Raw genomic sequence first — 14624 nt, 5'->3', positions numbered from 1 at the left:
CTTAGCAAGAGATACAGAGTTTAACACTCACCCGAGTAACCAAGAAAGTAAGCTAAACACGCCCCATGCAGAGTCAAACACAAGCCAACCACTGGGACATCTTCTGCGCCGTCGTCGATAACTATGGCGATATAGGCGTCACCTGGCGTCTGGCCAAACAGCTGGCGAAGGAATATGGATTAGCCGTCAATCTCTGGGTGGACGACTTAGCAAGCTTTGGCCATATCTTGCCTAAGCTGGATCCCAAGTGCGCGAGCCAAAACTTCGAAGGGGTCTGCATAAAACATTGGGACACGCCGCTGACCCAGGAGTATCAGCCGGGCGACGTGCTTATCGAGGCGTTTGCCTGTGAACTGCCGCCAGAGGTGCTAGACCAGATCACCGCCTTGCATCGAAGCGGTAATCAGGTCCCCGTCTGGCTGAATCTTGAGTACCTGAGCGCAGAAGATTGGGTCGAGGGCTGCCACGGACTGCCCTCGCTGCAGCGCAGCGGTCTAAAGAAACAGTTTTATTTCCCAGGCTTTACCCCTAAAACAGGCGGTCTCATCTGCGAAGCCGATCTGCTCCAACGCAGGCAAGCCTGGCAGGACAATAACGAGCGGCAGGCTTTTTTTGAGACATTAGGGCTCAGTGGCATACAAACTGATCATACTGTCATCAGCCTGTTCAGCTATGAGAGCGATAGCCTCGAGGCCCTTTGCCGCCATTGGCAACAGGGTGATAATCAGATTCACCTACTAGTGCCTATCGGGCGCAGCCTCAATAGTCTGGGGGCCTTCGTCGACCCGCAAGGGCCTTTGACACCGGGGAGCCGTTATAGCCACGGTAAGCTGACCATACATCTGCTGCCGATGACAGATCAGCAAGGCTACGATCGTCTGCTTTGGAGCTCAGACTTCAATATCGTGCGCGGTGAAGACTCCTTCCTGCGCGCCCAATGGGCAGCAAAGCCCTTCATCTGGCATATCTATCCCCAGGAAGAAGATTATCACCTGATAAAATTAGAAGCCTTTATGGCATTTTATTGTCATAATCTGGCCCCAGAAATCGCCAGTGCCTGGAAAAAGCTCAATATTGGCTTTAACCAAGGCGCCCAAGAGACACTGCCTTCCCTTTGGCAGCAAGTGGATAACGCACATTCGGCCCTCACGCAACACGCACAAAACTGGCCGAATGAAGCATTAAATGATGCAGATCTTGCAACACGACTAGTTCAATTCGTTAAAAATAGCTAAGATACTGCGTTGAAATAGAAACACCCTAAAATATAGGAAACAGAGAAATGAAAACTGCTCATGAACTCCGTCCCGGTAACGTGATCATGTTAGATGGCAGCCCATGGGTTGTTCAAAAGACTGAAACAACTCGCTCAGGCCGTAACGCGGCTATCGTTAAGATGAAGCTGAAGAACCTACTTCAAGATTCATCTACCGAAACCACCTTTAAGGGTGAAGACAAGATGGAAGATATCATTCTAGACCGTCTTGATTGTACTTATTCATACTTTGCCGATCCTATGTATGTCTTCATGGATGCAGAGTACAACCAGTATGACGTTGAAGCTGATAACCTTGGCGATGCAGCGGCTTACATCGTTGACGGTATGGAAGAACAGTGCCAGGTGACTTTCTACGAAGGTAAGGCTATCTCTGTTGAACTACCAACAACTGTTGTACGTGAAGTGACCTACACCGAGCCTTCAGCACGTGGCGACACCTCTGGTAAGGTCATGAAGCCTGCCACTATCGCTGGTGGTGCAACCCTGAGCGTTGCTGACTTCGTTAAGACCGGCGATCTGATCGAGATTGACACTCGTACCCACGAGTTTAAGAAACGCGCTTAAACAAGCCGTTAACTCGATAGTAAAAGCCAGCGTATTTCGCTGGCTTTTTTGTACCTACAGCTTACACAGACAGTGATTACACCTTTATCTTTGCACGCCTGCAGAATAAATCACTAGTTTTGATTTTCGTAAATAACTCCTTCAGTATATTCCTCTAAAAATATTTACTAAATTGCGGTAAAGCCCCTTTTAAACAATAGTTTTTTTCGTTATTGTTCGATAACTTACGAGCTTTCACACGATCAGCTTTTTCTTTACTGGCAATCACGAGGTTTCGATGCGCCCTATCATTAAGTCCAATAAACTCGACACCGTCTGTTACGACATCCGCGGGCCAGTTCATAAGGAGGCGAGACGCCTGGAAGATGAAGGCCATCGCATCCTCAAGCTCAACATAGGTAACCCGGCCCCCTTTGGTTTCGAGGCGCCGGAAGAGATAGTACGCGACGTGATCCTCAACCTGCCCAGCGCCCAAGGCTATAGCGAGTCTAAGGGGCTGTTCTCGGCGCGTAAGGCTATCGTGCAGCATTACCAAAGCCTGGGGCTGTTTGGCGTCGATATCGAAGATATCTACATAGGCAATGGCGTGTCAGAACTTATCGTGATGGCGATGCAGGGCCTGCTCAACGGCGACGATGAGGTACTGGTCCCCTCACCCGACTATCCACTATGGACGGCAGCAGTGCATCTCTCCGGCGGCAAGGCGCAGCACTATCGCTGCGACGAGGACTCCGACTGGTTTCCCGATCTCGACGACATCAAAGCCAAGATAAACAGTCGCACCCGAGGCATAGTGTTGATCAACCCCAACAACCCAACCGGCGCCGTCTACTCCCGCGAGTTACTGCTTGAGGTCATAGAGCTGTGTCGCCAACACGACATCATCCTGTTTGCCGACGAGATCTACGACAAGATCCTCTATGATGGCGAGACACATATTCCGGCTGCGACCCTGTCGGACGATATTCTTACCGTAACCTTCAACGGTCTCTCCAAGTCATACCGCGCCGCGGGCTTTAGGGTCGGCTGGATGATGCTCTCGGGTAACCTAAAGGCCGCTAAGAGCTATATCGAAGGCTTAGACATGCTGGCTTCCATGCGCCTGTGCTCTAACGTGCCCAATCAGCACGCTATTCAGACGGCGCTGGGTGGCTATCAGAGCATCAATGAATTGGTGTCACCCGATGGTCGCCTGACCCAACAGCGTGACACCTGTTATGAACTGCTCAATCAGATCCCCGGGGTAAGTTGTAAGAAGCCTAAAGGCGCCTTGTATGCCTTCCCGAAACTGGACGCCAAGAAGTTCAACCTGAGGGACGACGAACGCCTGGTGCTGGATCTACTCAAAGAAAAGAAAATACTCCTGGTACAAGGCACCGCCTTTAACTGGCCAGAGCCCGACCACCTCAGGGTGGTCTTCCTGCCCCACAAAGAGGACTTGAATAAGGCGCTGGTGGAGTTTGGCGACTTCCTTTCCGATTACAGCCAATAGGCCTGTTTAACGGTCAACAAGCAAAGAAAAGCGATCTCAGGATCGCTTTTTTATTTTTAATACCAACAAGGTGAGTCAGTGAGCAGATAAAGCGCAGGAAAACCACCTGAGAACAAGGCAGGATTTTAGATAAGTAGTTATTCCAGAGTTAGTAATTCCAGGATTAAAAATCCTAACGCAGTTATCAAGCGTTTTGACAAGCTAGAATGATCAGGTATTTATTAGGATTGGTATAAGATACTGTTTCTATTTACTTGCCCTGTGTTACTGTTAATGCAACTTAGCAACAGGGATAGCAGTATGAGTCATTTGTTCGCCCACCTGGCCAGGATGAAGTTGATCCAACGCTGGCCGCTCATGTACAACGTCCGCCCGGAAAACGTACAGGAACATTCGCTACAGGTCGCCATGGTGGCCCACGCCTTAGCCATCATAGCCAATAAAAAATTCAATAAGCAGCTCAGCCCGGAGCGCGCCGCCACCCTGGCGATTTTTCACGATGCCAGCGAGATCCTTACCGGCGATCTACCCACCCCAGTCAAATATTTCAACAAGGAGATCGAGGCCGAGTACAAGAAGATAGAGGCGATAGCCGAGCGCAGGCTGCTGGAGATGGTGCCCGAGGAGTTTCAAGAAGATTACCGCGACCTGCTACTGAGCGATCAGGCCGATGAAGAGTACAAGCAACTGGTGAAATCCGCCGACACTTTATGCGCCTACCTAAAATGTCTCGAAGAGCAAGCGGCTGGGAACCATGAATTTAACACCGCCAAGCGCCGCCTCACCGAATCCCTCGGCAAGAATCCCGATCCGGCGGTAAAATATTTTATCGATACCTTTATCCCCAGCTTCGAGCTGAATCTCGACGAGATCAATCGCCTGCTATAGCAGTGAAGTCTGCCAAAGAGGAGAGCATATGACATCTGCCATCTGGCATGAAAGACGCTTGGGCGAAGAGAAACTCAGGCGCAACGACCACCGTAGCCCCTATCAACGCGATAGAGCCCGCATTCTGCACTCGGCTGCCTTCAGGCGCCTACAGGCCAAGACTCAGGTGTTAGGGGTCGGCATGAACGACTTCTACCGCACCCGCCTCACCCATTCGCTAGAGGTATCCCAGATAGGCACAGGGATCTGCGCCCAGCTCAAGCAGAAATACCCAGACCTGCATCACCTGCTCGACTCCATGAGCCTGATAGAGTCTCTCTGCCTGGCCCATGATATCGGCCACCCACCCTTCGGCCACGGCGGCGAGATAGCACTCAATTATATGATGCGCGGCGACGGTGGCTTCGAGGGAAACGGGCAAACCTTCAGGATCCTCACGGCGCTCGAGCCCTATACCCAACACTTTGGCATGAACCTCACCCGGCGCACATTATTAGGGATCCTCAAGTATCCTGCGAGCCATGCCGAACTGTATCAGTCCCAGCCAAGGCCGGACGTCGATAGCTATCGCCAGCTCAAGCCCAGCCAGTGGCGGCCAGTTAAAGGGATCTTCGATGAGGACAAGTCAGTGCTCGACTGGGTGCTTGAGCCGCTATCGATTAACGACAGAGAACTATTCGTCTCGGCAGAGTCAGTGGCAAGGGATCAACACAGACGCACCCGCCACAAGTCGCTAGACTGCTCCATCATGGAGCTGGCGGACGATACCGCTTACGCCATTCACGATCTCGAAGATGCCATCGTCATGGGGATCGTCACCCAGGCCATGTGGCAACAGGACGTGGCCAATGTACTGGCAGACAGCCAGGATGACTGGATTGCCAAGGAGTTTTCCGCCATAGGCGATAAGCTTTTCGCACTGGAGAATCACCTGCGGAAAGATGCCATAGGTACCCTGGTTAATGGTTTCGTCACCGCCATCTTAATCGATGAGAATCCAAATTTTAGCGAGCCACTACTAAGGTACAACGCTCGGCTGGAAGGCCCCTTCGCCGAGGCACTCCATGTACTCAAGCAATTCGTCTACAAGCGGGTGATCCGCAAGCCGGAAATCCAGATGCTAGAGTACAAGGGCCAGCAGATCGTGATGGAACTGTTCGAGGCCTTCGCCTCGGATCCAGAGCGCCTGTTACCCCTCAATACCCAGGAGCGCTGGCAGCAGATGGCCCGGCAGCAAGGCAACTGCAACCGGGTGATCGCCGACTATATCTCGGGAATGACGGACGAGTTTGCCGCCCGCCTACACCAACACCTGTTTAGCGCCAAGGCGGGCTCCCTGATCGACCTACAATGACGACATAAGTCAGACATAAAAAAACGCGCCACAGGCGCGTTTTTCTTATCTAGAGATCCTTAACTGCCTATCAGGCTGGGAAATAAGCCCTTGAAGCCGGCCGCCATCACCTCGATACCGATAGAGAGCATCAACAGACCCATGAGACGGGTGATCACGTTAATGCCCGTCTTACCCAAGAGTTTAAAGATCACCGGCGCCATTCGAAACAGGGTGAAGCTGGTGAGGCCGAAGAGCACAACAGTGATCGACATGCCGATGAGGTCACTAAAGGTGTTATGCTGCGCCGCCGAGACGATCACCGAGCTAATCGCACCAGGGCCTGCCATCAGAGGCAAGGCCAAAGGCACCACGGCAACCGACTCCATGCCCGAGGCCTCCCGGTCTTCTTCCTGGTTACGCTTCACTTCACCCAGCTTACCTTGCAGCATAGACATGGCGATGATGGCGATCAGGGTACCACCCGCTATTCTGAAGGCCGACAGCGAGATACTAAACATGTTGAGGATATGCTGACCGGCGATGATGGTCACCAGCAGGATCACTACCACGGCAAAGTTAGCGACCTTACCCGTATGGTTACGCTCCGCTTCCGTCTGGTGACTGGTCAGACTCACAAACACGGGCAGCAAACCTATGGGGTTGATTATCGCTACCAAACCAAGAAAAAATTTAACATAGAGTGTTAAATCCAATGTCATCTCCTCAAGTGACGTTTTAGTCGGTTAAAAAGCAGTATGGTTGAAAAACGCATACTGTACAGTATTGCCCTCGCCTGGAAAAACGAGATTTTCTATCACATTTCACAACTTTGACTTAAATATTCTATTTTTACAGGACTAAAATTACTGCTGTGAAAACCGTCACATTGCGCTCACAATGTTATTTTATTACATTAACAAGCGGTTTTGCGGCGAAGATCACGGTTATCAAGCCGCTCAAAGTGTAATTTTCCTTCATAAAGCAAATTTGGCCAACAAGAGAATTTAGCCAAAACCGATTTTCGCTAAATTTTTTTCCAAGGATCATATTATGACTGTTAGCAACCAACAGGAACTCGACCAACTGGTCGAACGGGTCGCCAAGTCCCAGGCACAGTTTGCCAACTTTAGTCAGGAGCAGGTGGATAAAATCTTCCGCGCCGCCGCCCTGGCCGCGGCCGATGCCCGCATCTCACTGGCCAAGATGGCAGCCAACGAAACCGGCATGGGTGTGCTGGAAGACAAGGTGATCAAGAACCACTTCGCCTCCGAATACATCTATAACAAATATAAGGACGACAAGACCTGTGGCATCTTAGAGGAAGACCCAACCTTCGGCACCATCACCATTGCCGAGCCCGTGGGCCTTATCTGCGGCATAGTGCCGACAACCAACCCAACCTCTACCGCCATCTTCAAGGCGCTGATCAGCCTTAAGACCCGCAACGGTATCATCTTCTCACCACACCCAAGAGCCAAGGTATCGACGACGACCGCCGCCCGACTGGTGCTCGATGCCGCAATTGAAGCCGGCGCGCCGAAAGATATCATCGGCTGGATCGATGAGCCTAGCGTTGCCCTGTCCAACCAGCTAATGACCCATGACAAGATCAACCTGATCCTGGCCACAGGTGGCCCGGGCATGGTGAAGGCCGCCTACTCTTCAGGCAAGCCAGCAATTGGTGTTGGCGCCGGTAACACCCCAATCGTTATCGACGAGACCGCCGATATCAAACGTGCGGTCAGCTCAATCCTGATGTCCAAGACCTTCGATAACGGCGTGGTATGCGCGTCAGAGCAAGCCGTGGTCGTGGTCGATGCCATCTATGACGCGGTCAAAGAGCGCTTCGCCAGCCACGGCGGCTACATCCTCACGGCCAAAGAAGCCAAGGCGATGCAGAAGGTGATCCTTAAAAATGGCGCGCTCAATGCCGACATCGTAGGTCAGAGCGCGGCAACCATCGCCGCCATGGCCAACATCAAGGTACCTGCCAGCACTAAGGTGCTTATCGGTCAGGCATCTGAGATCAGCGAAGCCGAGGCTTTTGCTCACGAGAAACTTTCTCCGCTACTGGCCATGTACCGCGCCAGTGATTTCGACGACGCGCTAAATAAGGCCGAAGCCTTAGTGACACTGGGCGGCATAGGTCATACATCTGGCCTCTATACCGATCAGGACACTCAGACGGAGAGGGTAAGAACCTTCGGTTATCGCATGAAAACCGCACGTATTCTGATCAACACCCCGGCCTCTCAGGGCGGCATAGGCGATCTCTACAACTTCAAGTTGGCACCATCACTCACCCTGGGCTGTGGCTCTTGGGGCGGTAACTCCATCTCAGAAAACGTTGGTCCTAGCCATCTAATCAACAAGAAAACTGTCGCTAAGCGAGCCGAAAATATGCTGTGGCATAAACTCCCCTCCTCTATCTATTTCCGCCGCGGCAGCTTGCCTATCGCACTCGAAGAGCTAAACGATAAGAAACGCGCCCTGATCGTGACAGACAAGTATCTGTTTAATAACGGCTACTGCGATGAGACCATCAAGATCTTAAAGTCTCAGGGTCTGGAAACCGAGGTCTTCTACGAGGTAGAGGCCGACCCAACCCTCGCCATCGTTAACCAAGGTGCCAGCGTGGCTAAGAGCTTCCAGCCCGACGTGATCATCGCCCTCGGTGGTGGCTCGCCAATGGATGCGGCCAAGATCATCTGGGTCATGTATGAACACCCAGAAGTCGATTTTGCCGACCTGGCGCTGCGCTTCATGGATATTCGTAAGCGTATCTACAAGTTCCCCAAATTAGGCAAGAAGGCCAAGATGGTAGCGATCCCTACTACCTCGGGCACAGGTTCAGAGGTGACGCCGTTCGCCGTGGTTACCGACGAGCAGACTGGCATGAAATACCCCATCGCCGACTATGAACTGACACCCAACATGGCGATCGTCGACCCTAACCTGGTCATGGATATGCCTAAGTCTCTCACCGCCTTCGGTGGTATCGACGCCATCACCCATGCGCTCGAAGCCTATGTCAGCGTGATGGCTAACGAATACAGCGATGGTCAGGCATTACAGGCGCTGGATCTACTGGTTAAACATCTGCCAGACGCCTACACCTTGGGTGCTAAGGCTCCTGTGGCGCGCGAGAAGGTGCACAACGGTGCCACCATCGCCGGTATCGCCTTCGCCAATGCCTTCCTGGGGATCTGTCATTCTATGGCACACAAGCTGGGCGCCGAGTTCCACTTGGCTCACGGCTTAGCTAACGCCCTGCTGATCAGCAATGTGATCCGATTCAACGCAACCGATCTGCCAACCAAACAGGCTGCTTTCAGCCAGTACGATCGACCCAAGGCCCTTTGTCGTTACGCAAAGATAGCTGAACATCTGAAATTACAAGGCGCTACAGGCGAAGGCATCAGCGATGAAGAAAAAGTGGAAGCGTTGCTTGAAAAAATCGATGAACTCAAGAAGACGATTGGCATTCCGGCTTCTATCCAAGAAGCAGGCGTCAACGAAGCCGACTTCTTCGCCAAGCTCGACGAGCTTGCCGAAGACGCCTTCGACGATCAGTGTACCGGGGCCAACCCAAGATACCCACTAATCGCAGAGCTTAAGGCGATACTCACCGCCAGCTTCTATGGTAAGAAGTATCAAGACGCAGTCTAACCTTAGATGACTCGCGCCGATGCCAGTTATCCTAACTGGCAAGTAAAGTGACAAGTAAAAAGGTGCTCTAAGAGCACCTTTTTCTTTACCTCACCTTCGCAAAGCCTAAGTTACTCTGTTGATTTAAAATCAAATAATTTAATGAAAAAGCTTTTTACCTTAACCATAAAAATTATTAGTTAGTCAGGCTGCCAGCAAAAGGCTATAAGGCTTCACCCCGAGTTAGGAGTCTTATCCCATTGACCGCGCACTTAGAATTAGACTTTGATTTAAATCACTTTCATTTAGAAAACTTTGATACCCAGCTTGCCAACGTCTGCGACCAACTCGCAACCCAAGGCTATGTTGTGCTACATGATCTCTTTCCACAGCCCATGTTGCAGGCACTGCTAAACGGGATAACGGGTCTTAGGCAGGAGGACTTTAAGGCCGCGGCCATCGGCCGCCAGCAAGACCAACAGGTCATAGAATCGATTCGCCGGGACAAGATCTGCTGGCTCAACGAGACGATGGACTTTACCCAGGCCTATTTTGCCTGGTCTGAGCGGCTGCGCCTCGCCGTCAATCGCTACCTCTATCTGGGTCTGTTCGATCAGGAAGCCATGCTGGCCTATTATGCTCCCGGGGCCTTCTACAAACGCCACCTAGATGCCTTTCGTGGTCAGACCAACCGCAAACTCACCAGTATCCTCTATCTCAATCCAGACTGGCAACCGGGCCACGGAGGAGAGCTACTCATGTATGAAGGCGACGAGATAGAGCCTTTCCAGGTGGTCGAGCCAAGGTTCGGCACCATGGTGATCTTCTTGAGCGAACGCTTCCCTCACGAGGTCTCCCTGTCGCACCACGACAGATACAGCCTCACCTCTTGGTATCGCATCAACGACGGCATGCCGGGGCACTAAGCATTACAGTATCTAGGCTACAGCGCCTGAATTCCCTTTAGATATAAGTAAGAGGAAATTGGGCGCCGAGCGGCATCAAATCTCGAGCTCAAATTCACAGCGAGCACCCCACCTGCAGTCTCGCTCGGCAAATCTGCCATCTTCTACCCAAGTCAACCTATTGGCAACCAGCCAAAGACGGTGCTAAGTTATTGTAAAAATGAATTATCCCCTCTAAAAATTGCTAACAAAGCTGGCTAGGTGCGCCGAGCAAGGTACGCACTTCTTAGGAGGTGATAGATGATAGGGAATGCTACATGAAAAGGATCCTTTGCTTACTCATTATGAGTGTGATGCTTGTTGCTTGTGATGCCGCAAACGGCTTAAAAGATATGTTGAATAAGCAACAAAAGGCACAAAACCTTGTTAAGGAAAAATACGGCTGGGACGCGCAAGTTGGTTTCGAGATCTACAATGGCGATCTCTCACAGGTAACGCTTGTGTTTAGCGCAGATGATGTACGCGATCAGAGCGTTGCTCACCTAGAATCAATCGCCAGGGAGGTCGTCTCAGCCACATTTGAGAGCGCCCCACAGGCGATGTATATACAGATAGCGAGCACGGCAGATAACAAGTCATAACTGATGCCGTCAATCGAGACTCCAGCCTAATACTCCCATAGCCAGACACTCTCCACTTAAGGAGTATTGTCATAGAAGGAAACGCCCATGAGCGCCATTAAGGACATAAGAGTCAATAAATTCGAATTGAAATTAGCTGACACGGATGACCCTGTTGCCGAGAAAACTTGCTGGGATCCGTTGAAATCTGGCGGCGCAAACTTTAAGACACAAGATATGGTCGAGACCAAAGGCCGAATTGTCATTAAACACTCCGTGACGGCCCTCATTCTATATTCGATGTTTTTGCTACCCGGTTTAGGGATATTTTTCATCGCCAGTCCCACCCTGTTCATCGAAGGTGAATCTGGTGGTGGCATCGCCATGGCGATTCTCGGCGCCCTATTCATCGGGGTTAGCCTCTTGATGCTGTCCAGCAAGAAGCACATAACCTTCGATAAAGCCTCAGGTACCTATTTTTGCGGCAAAAGCTACAATGGCTCGAAAAGAGGTGATGCCAGTCGCCAGGGACGACTCAGCGACATCCATGCGTTGCAGCTCATCAGAGAGTCTATACGTTCTAACAATCGATCTTATCTCAGCTATGAGCTTAATCTGGTCTTTCGCAATGGTGAGCGAGCCAATGTGATGGATCACGGCAGCGAGTTAGAAATCGAAGCGAGCGCTAAACAGTTGGCCGCATATCTCGATCGACCACTTTGGAGAGCGACATAGATTTTTCAGACTTTATCAGAGGTTCCGCTGACGGAGATGACGCTCTCAATTTAACAGGGCCTTCCTGAAGAATTACGCGCCGATAGTGACCGTCAATTTGATCTCTGCAATACGTTATTCAGGGTTTCCATATCGGGCATCTCTTCAAATTGTGTTCCGCTGTCACCGATATTGTCCCAATTGGCTTTAGACTCAACAAAAAGGTGCGCAACGACACGGCTATCTTTAGCATCATCGAGTAATCCAGCAGGAATCCAATACTGTTTTTTATTACTCATCAGGTGAGGGACTGTGCTGCCACACTTGCTACAGAAATCGGAACGATAACCGGTTTCAGTGATGTATGAATTAACAATGGACTCACCTTTAATCCATGTAAATTGCTCTCTATTAAGAAATGTGGCTGTATCTGACGAGGAAGCAGACAACTTTCTACATAAAGAGCAATGACACTGATAGAAATGAGGAAGAGGTCCGCTTATGTAAAACTCGACATCTCCACACAGACATTTACCTTTCATCTTGACTAACTCTCCTGACACTAGCAGTTTTGTTTAAGGGAATTTCCAGGCGGACTGTTTCGATTGTTCGAATGGATCGCGCAAAAGCTATTCGCCTCCTAGATGGTGCATATGCCAGCATCACTATTTAAGACATCGGCGACTTAAATCAAGCACGCTCCTCTTTGTGCATACCATGAGTAGCATAAAGCAGATACCAACAAGTATTGTACATGTGTCCCCTGAGCGGATCAGATTACTCACATTTATTATCGTGCCGCTACTCGGCTTGATTATTATGCCGTTACACGCATAAGCCGTCTATTCTAACAGGCTGATTTACAAGGCCGTCGTTTTTCCTTTGAGATCAGCATTTGAAGAGTGCAGCAATAAATCCCTTTCTTACACAAAAAAAGCCAGAACTCAGTTCTGGCTTTTTTTATGATCGGGTGACTAAATTATCACCCACATCTTGCGAGTCTTAAACTCGGCTTACTTCTCGGTCCAGCGATCCATCCAGCCCAGGACGTTGGCGTACCATTGCTCCAGGTTGTCTGGGTTAAGGATCCAGTGGTTCTCATCTGGGTAGATAAGCAGCTCAGACGGGATCCCTTTGCGCTGCATGAAGCTGAACGCCGCCAGACCCTGACCGTATGGCACGCGGAAGTCCTTCTCACCATGGATAACTAGCATAGGTGTCTGCCAGTTATCGACATAGTTAACCGGATTAAACTTCTCGAACAATGCCTTGTTGTCCTGGTAGGTGCCGCCGAATTCATACTCAGGGAACCACAGCTCTTCGGTCACATAGTACATAGAGCGCATGTCAAACAGACCCGCGTGGTTAACCAGACACTTGAAGCCGTCGTTCCAGTTGCCTTGGATCCAGTTCATCATGTAACCGCCGTATGAGCCGCCCAGGGCGCAGGCACGGTCGCCATCTAGCCACTTCTGCTGCGCGGTAACCGCAGCCAGACCCTTCTGTAGATCTTCCAGCGGCTTGCCGCCCCAATCCTTAGAGATAGAGTCGGTAAAGGCCTGACCATAACCGGTAGAGCCGTGGAAATCGATCATCACCACACCGTAACCGGCACCCGCCCACAGCTGAGCGTTCCAGCGGCTGCTGAATGAGTTACCGAATGAGCCCTGTGGGCCGCCGTGTACCAGGAAGGCAACGGGATACTTCTTACCTTGCTTGTAGTTAGCAGGCTTGATCCAGTAACCATAGACCTCTTCGTTGTTCCAGCCCTTGAAGCTGAACTGTTCAAACTCGCCAAACTTGATCTTGGCCAGGTTGTCTTTGTTCACCTCGGTCAGGCGATTTACGTTCTGACCGTCGAGAGACATGGTATAGAGATCGCCCGGCTCAACCAGACTCTTGTGGTTGAAGACAATCTTGTCGCCGGTCACACCCAGGATGCTGTTGCTGCCGTCGTTGTGCAGCGTCTTCACGTCACCAAATTGCGTGTTGACCTCGAAGATGCTGACCTGGCCCAGATCCTGCGCCGTAACATACAGAGTGCGGTTATCGGCGCCGAATGTCAGTGAGCTTGGGCTGCGATCCCACAGCGGCGCCACTTCTTTCTCTTGGCCTGTCACAGTGTCACGCAGCATGACGCGGTAACGATCCGCCTCGAAGCCGGGCTTGCTCATGGCCAGATACGCCAGGTAACGGCCATCGGCCGAGAAGGTTGGCTGTGCGTCCCACGCCTTGTTGCTCTCGGTCAGGTTTTTCGCCTCACCGCCCAGCACAGAGACCTGCCACAGGTCATAGTTGGTTTCCCAAGCCTGTGACTTGCTCGGCGCCTTGGCGCTGTAGACCACATACTTACCGTCTGGAGTAAAAGTCACCTCTTCCATACCAGAAAATGGCAGCGGCGGGGTTTCGGTATCCAGGCCTTTAGTGACGTCCACGGCGTTGTCGATCATCTTGCCGTCTAGTTTTGCCACAAACAGGTGACTGCGGCTGTGGTCGCCCCAGGTATCCCAGTGACGCACCATCAGCTGCTTGTATTCGCGGCCGGTAGACTTACGCTCGGCTTCCTGCTCACGCTTGTCGGCGGTGCACTGCAAGGTGTCACACTCAGGGTAGACACGCATGTTCATCACGACCTGAGCGCCATCTTGAGACAGCTTAAAGCCTTCTACGTCCAGCGGTAGATTAGAGATCTTAACCGCCTCACCGCCATCGAGTGCCAGCTCATACAGCTGTGAACTGCCATCGCGCGCCGCCAGAAAGTAGATCTTCTTATCGTCTGCACTAAAGGCGACGCTATGCTCGGTGCCTCTGGCCGAGGTCAGGCGTTTTACCTTGCCATCGGTCAGCGACTGAAGATAAAGGTCAGATTGCGCCTCGCCTTTATCATCAAATTTTTTAACTGCATATACGATTTTAGTGCCGTCATTTGACAGTGCACTGGAATGCAGCTTATTCATTTTAACCAGGTGTTGTACCTTGAAAGGCTCTGGTGTTGCGGCGTGAGCGCCAGAAACCAGACCGGCTGTTGCCAAGGAAAGTATGATTGCAGTTTTTTTCATTGTTATAGTCATCTTTATGGTTGAACGGCAAGGCGACAATGCTTAATGTTAAGAAATGGCGCCTAAAGCCAAAAAGTGTCGCCAAAATACGCAACAGACACTAAACAAAAATGGGGGGT

The 14624-nt window shown here is 51.2% G+C and carries 12 protein-coding genes; 9 read left to right on the top strand and 3 right to left on the bottom strand.

The features are described 5' to 3' along the window. Positions 1-65: 65 nt before the first annotated feature. The 5 genes from earP (at position 66) to GNT65_RS01175 (ending at position 5577) form a co-directional block, all read left to right on the top strand. Positions 66-1235: an elongation factor P maturation arginine rhamnosyltransferase EarP gene (earP, locus tag GNT65_RS01195; RefSeq protein ID WP_160793310.1), complete on the top strand. Its 1170-nt coding sequence runs from the start codon at positions 66-68 to the stop codon at positions 1233-1235. Between the two features lie 47 nt (positions 1236-1282). Next, positions 1283-1843, top strand: coding sequence for an elongation factor P (gene efp / locus GNT65_RS01190; RefSeq protein WP_160793309.1), 561 nt, complete (start codon positions 1283-1285; stop codon positions 1841-1843). Positions 1844-2120: 277 nt separating this feature from the next. Continuing rightward, positions 2121-3335, top strand: coding sequence for a pyridoxal phosphate-dependent aminotransferase (locus tag GNT65_RS01185; protein WP_160793308.1), 1215 nt, complete (start codon positions 2121-2123; stop codon positions 3333-3335). Between the two features lie 300 nt (positions 3336-3635). Continuing rightward, positions 3636-4223: a 5'-deoxynucleotidase gene (gene yfbR / locus GNT65_RS01180; RefSeq protein ID WP_160793307.1), complete on the top strand. Its 588-nt coding sequence runs from the start codon at positions 3636-3638 to the stop codon at positions 4221-4223. A gap of 28 nt (positions 4224-4251) precedes the next feature. Then, the gene (locus tag GNT65_RS01175) at positions 4252-5577 is read left to right on the top strand and encodes an anti-phage deoxyguanosine triphosphatase (protein WP_160793306.1); all 1326 of its coding nucleotides are present in this window, start codon (positions 4252-4254) and stop codon (positions 5575-5577) included. Positions 5578-5636: 59 nt separating this feature from the next. Here GNT65_RS01175 and GNT65_RS01170 read toward each other — a convergent pair whose 3' ends face one another. Next, the gene (locus GNT65_RS01170; protein WP_160793305.1) at positions 5637-6272 is read right to left on the bottom strand and encodes a YchE family NAAT transporter; all 636 of its coding nucleotides are present in this window, start codon (positions 6270-6272) and stop codon (positions 5637-5639) included. Positions 6273-6609: 337 nt separating this feature from the next. On the opposite strand from GNT65_RS01170, the gene adhE reads away from it, so the two are divergent. From adhE to GNT65_RS01150, 4 genes are all read left to right on the top strand, one after another. Then, entirely contained in the window at positions 6610-9228 is a 2619-nt protein-coding gene (adhE, locus tag GNT65_RS01165; RefSeq protein ID WP_160793304.1) for a bifunctional acetaldehyde-CoA/alcohol dehydrogenase, read from the top strand. A 239-nt stretch (positions 9229-9467) separates the two neighbouring features. After that, positions 9468-10133 (top strand): 2OG-Fe(II) oxygenase, encoded by a 666-nt coding sequence (locus GNT65_RS01160; protein WP_160793303.1) that lies wholly within the window; start codon positions 9468-9470, stop codon positions 10131-10133. A gap of 296 nt (positions 10134-10429) precedes the next feature. Further along, positions 10430-10753, top strand: a complete 324-nt coding sequence (locus GNT65_RS01155; RefSeq protein WP_160793302.1) for a hypothetical protein — start codon at positions 10430-10432, stop codon at positions 10751-10753. Between the two features lie 87 nt (positions 10754-10840). Next, positions 10841-11467 carry a hypothetical protein gene (locus GNT65_RS01150; RefSeq protein ID WP_160793301.1) on the top strand — a complete coding sequence of 209 codons (627 nt, stop codon included), beginning with the start codon at positions 10841-10843 and terminating at the stop codon, positions 11465-11467. 92 nt (positions 11468-11559) lie between these two features. On the opposite strand, the gene GNT65_RS01145 is transcribed toward GNT65_RS01150, so the two are convergent. Continuing rightward, complete coding sequence (locus tag GNT65_RS01145; RefSeq protein ID WP_160793300.1) at positions 11560-11988, bottom strand: GFA family protein; 429 nt, start codon at positions 11986-11988, stop codon at positions 11560-11562. 471 nt (positions 11989-12459) lie between these two features. Beyond that, a complete protein-coding gene (locus tag GNT65_RS01140; protein WP_160793299.1) occupies positions 12460-14505 on the bottom strand; it encodes a dipeptidyl-peptidase 5 in 2046 nt (681 codons plus the stop codon). Between the last annotated feature and the right edge of the window lie 119 nt (positions 14506-14624).

This window comes from Shewanella insulae (assembly GCF_009831655.1).
Taxonomy (GTDB): Bacteria; Pseudomonadota; Gammaproteobacteria; order Enterobacterales; family Shewanellaceae; genus Shewanella; species Shewanella insulae.
The sequence above is the reverse complement of the archived record's forward strand: the minus strand, read 5'-3'. Positions and strand labels throughout refer to the sequence as shown.

Bases quoted from the DNA above. Each gene is read 5' to 3' on its own strand.
- earP (WP_160793310.1), top strand. From the start codon at position 66: ATGCAGAGTCAAACACAAGCCAACCACTGGGACATCTTCTGCGCCGTC.
- efp (WP_160793309.1), top strand. From the start codon at position 1,283: ATGAAAACTGCTCATGAACTCCGTCCCGGTAACGTGATCATGTTAGAT.
- GNT65_RS01185 (WP_160793308.1), top strand. From the start codon at position 2,121: ATGCGCCCTATCATTAAGTCCAATAAACTCGACACCGTCTGTTACGAC.
- yfbR (WP_160793307.1), top strand. From the start codon at position 3,636: ATGAGTCATTTGTTCGCCCACCTGGCCAGGATGAAGTTGATCCAACGC.
- GNT65_RS01175 (WP_160793306.1), top strand. From the start codon at position 4,252: ATGACATCTGCCATCTGGCATGAAAGACGCTTGGGCGAAGAGAAACTC.
- adhE (WP_160793304.1), top strand. From the start codon at position 6,610: ATGACTGTTAGCAACCAACAGGAACTCGACCAACTGGTCGAACGGGTC.
- GNT65_RS01155 (WP_160793302.1), top strand. From the start codon at position 10,430: ATGAAAAGGATCCTTTGCTTACTCATTATGAGTGTGATGCTTGTTGCT.
- GNT65_RS01150 (WP_160793301.1), top strand. From the start codon at position 10,841: ATGAGCGCCATTAAGGACATAAGAGTCAATAAATTCGAATTGAAATTA.
- GNT65_RS01145 (WP_160793300.1), bottom strand. From the start codon at position 11,988: ATGAAAGGTAAATGTCTGTGTGGAGATGTCGAGTTTTACATAAGCGGA.
- GNT65_RS01140 (WP_160793299.1), bottom strand. From the start codon at position 14,505: ATGAAAAAAACTGCAATCATACTTTCCTTGGCAACAGCCGGTCTGGTT.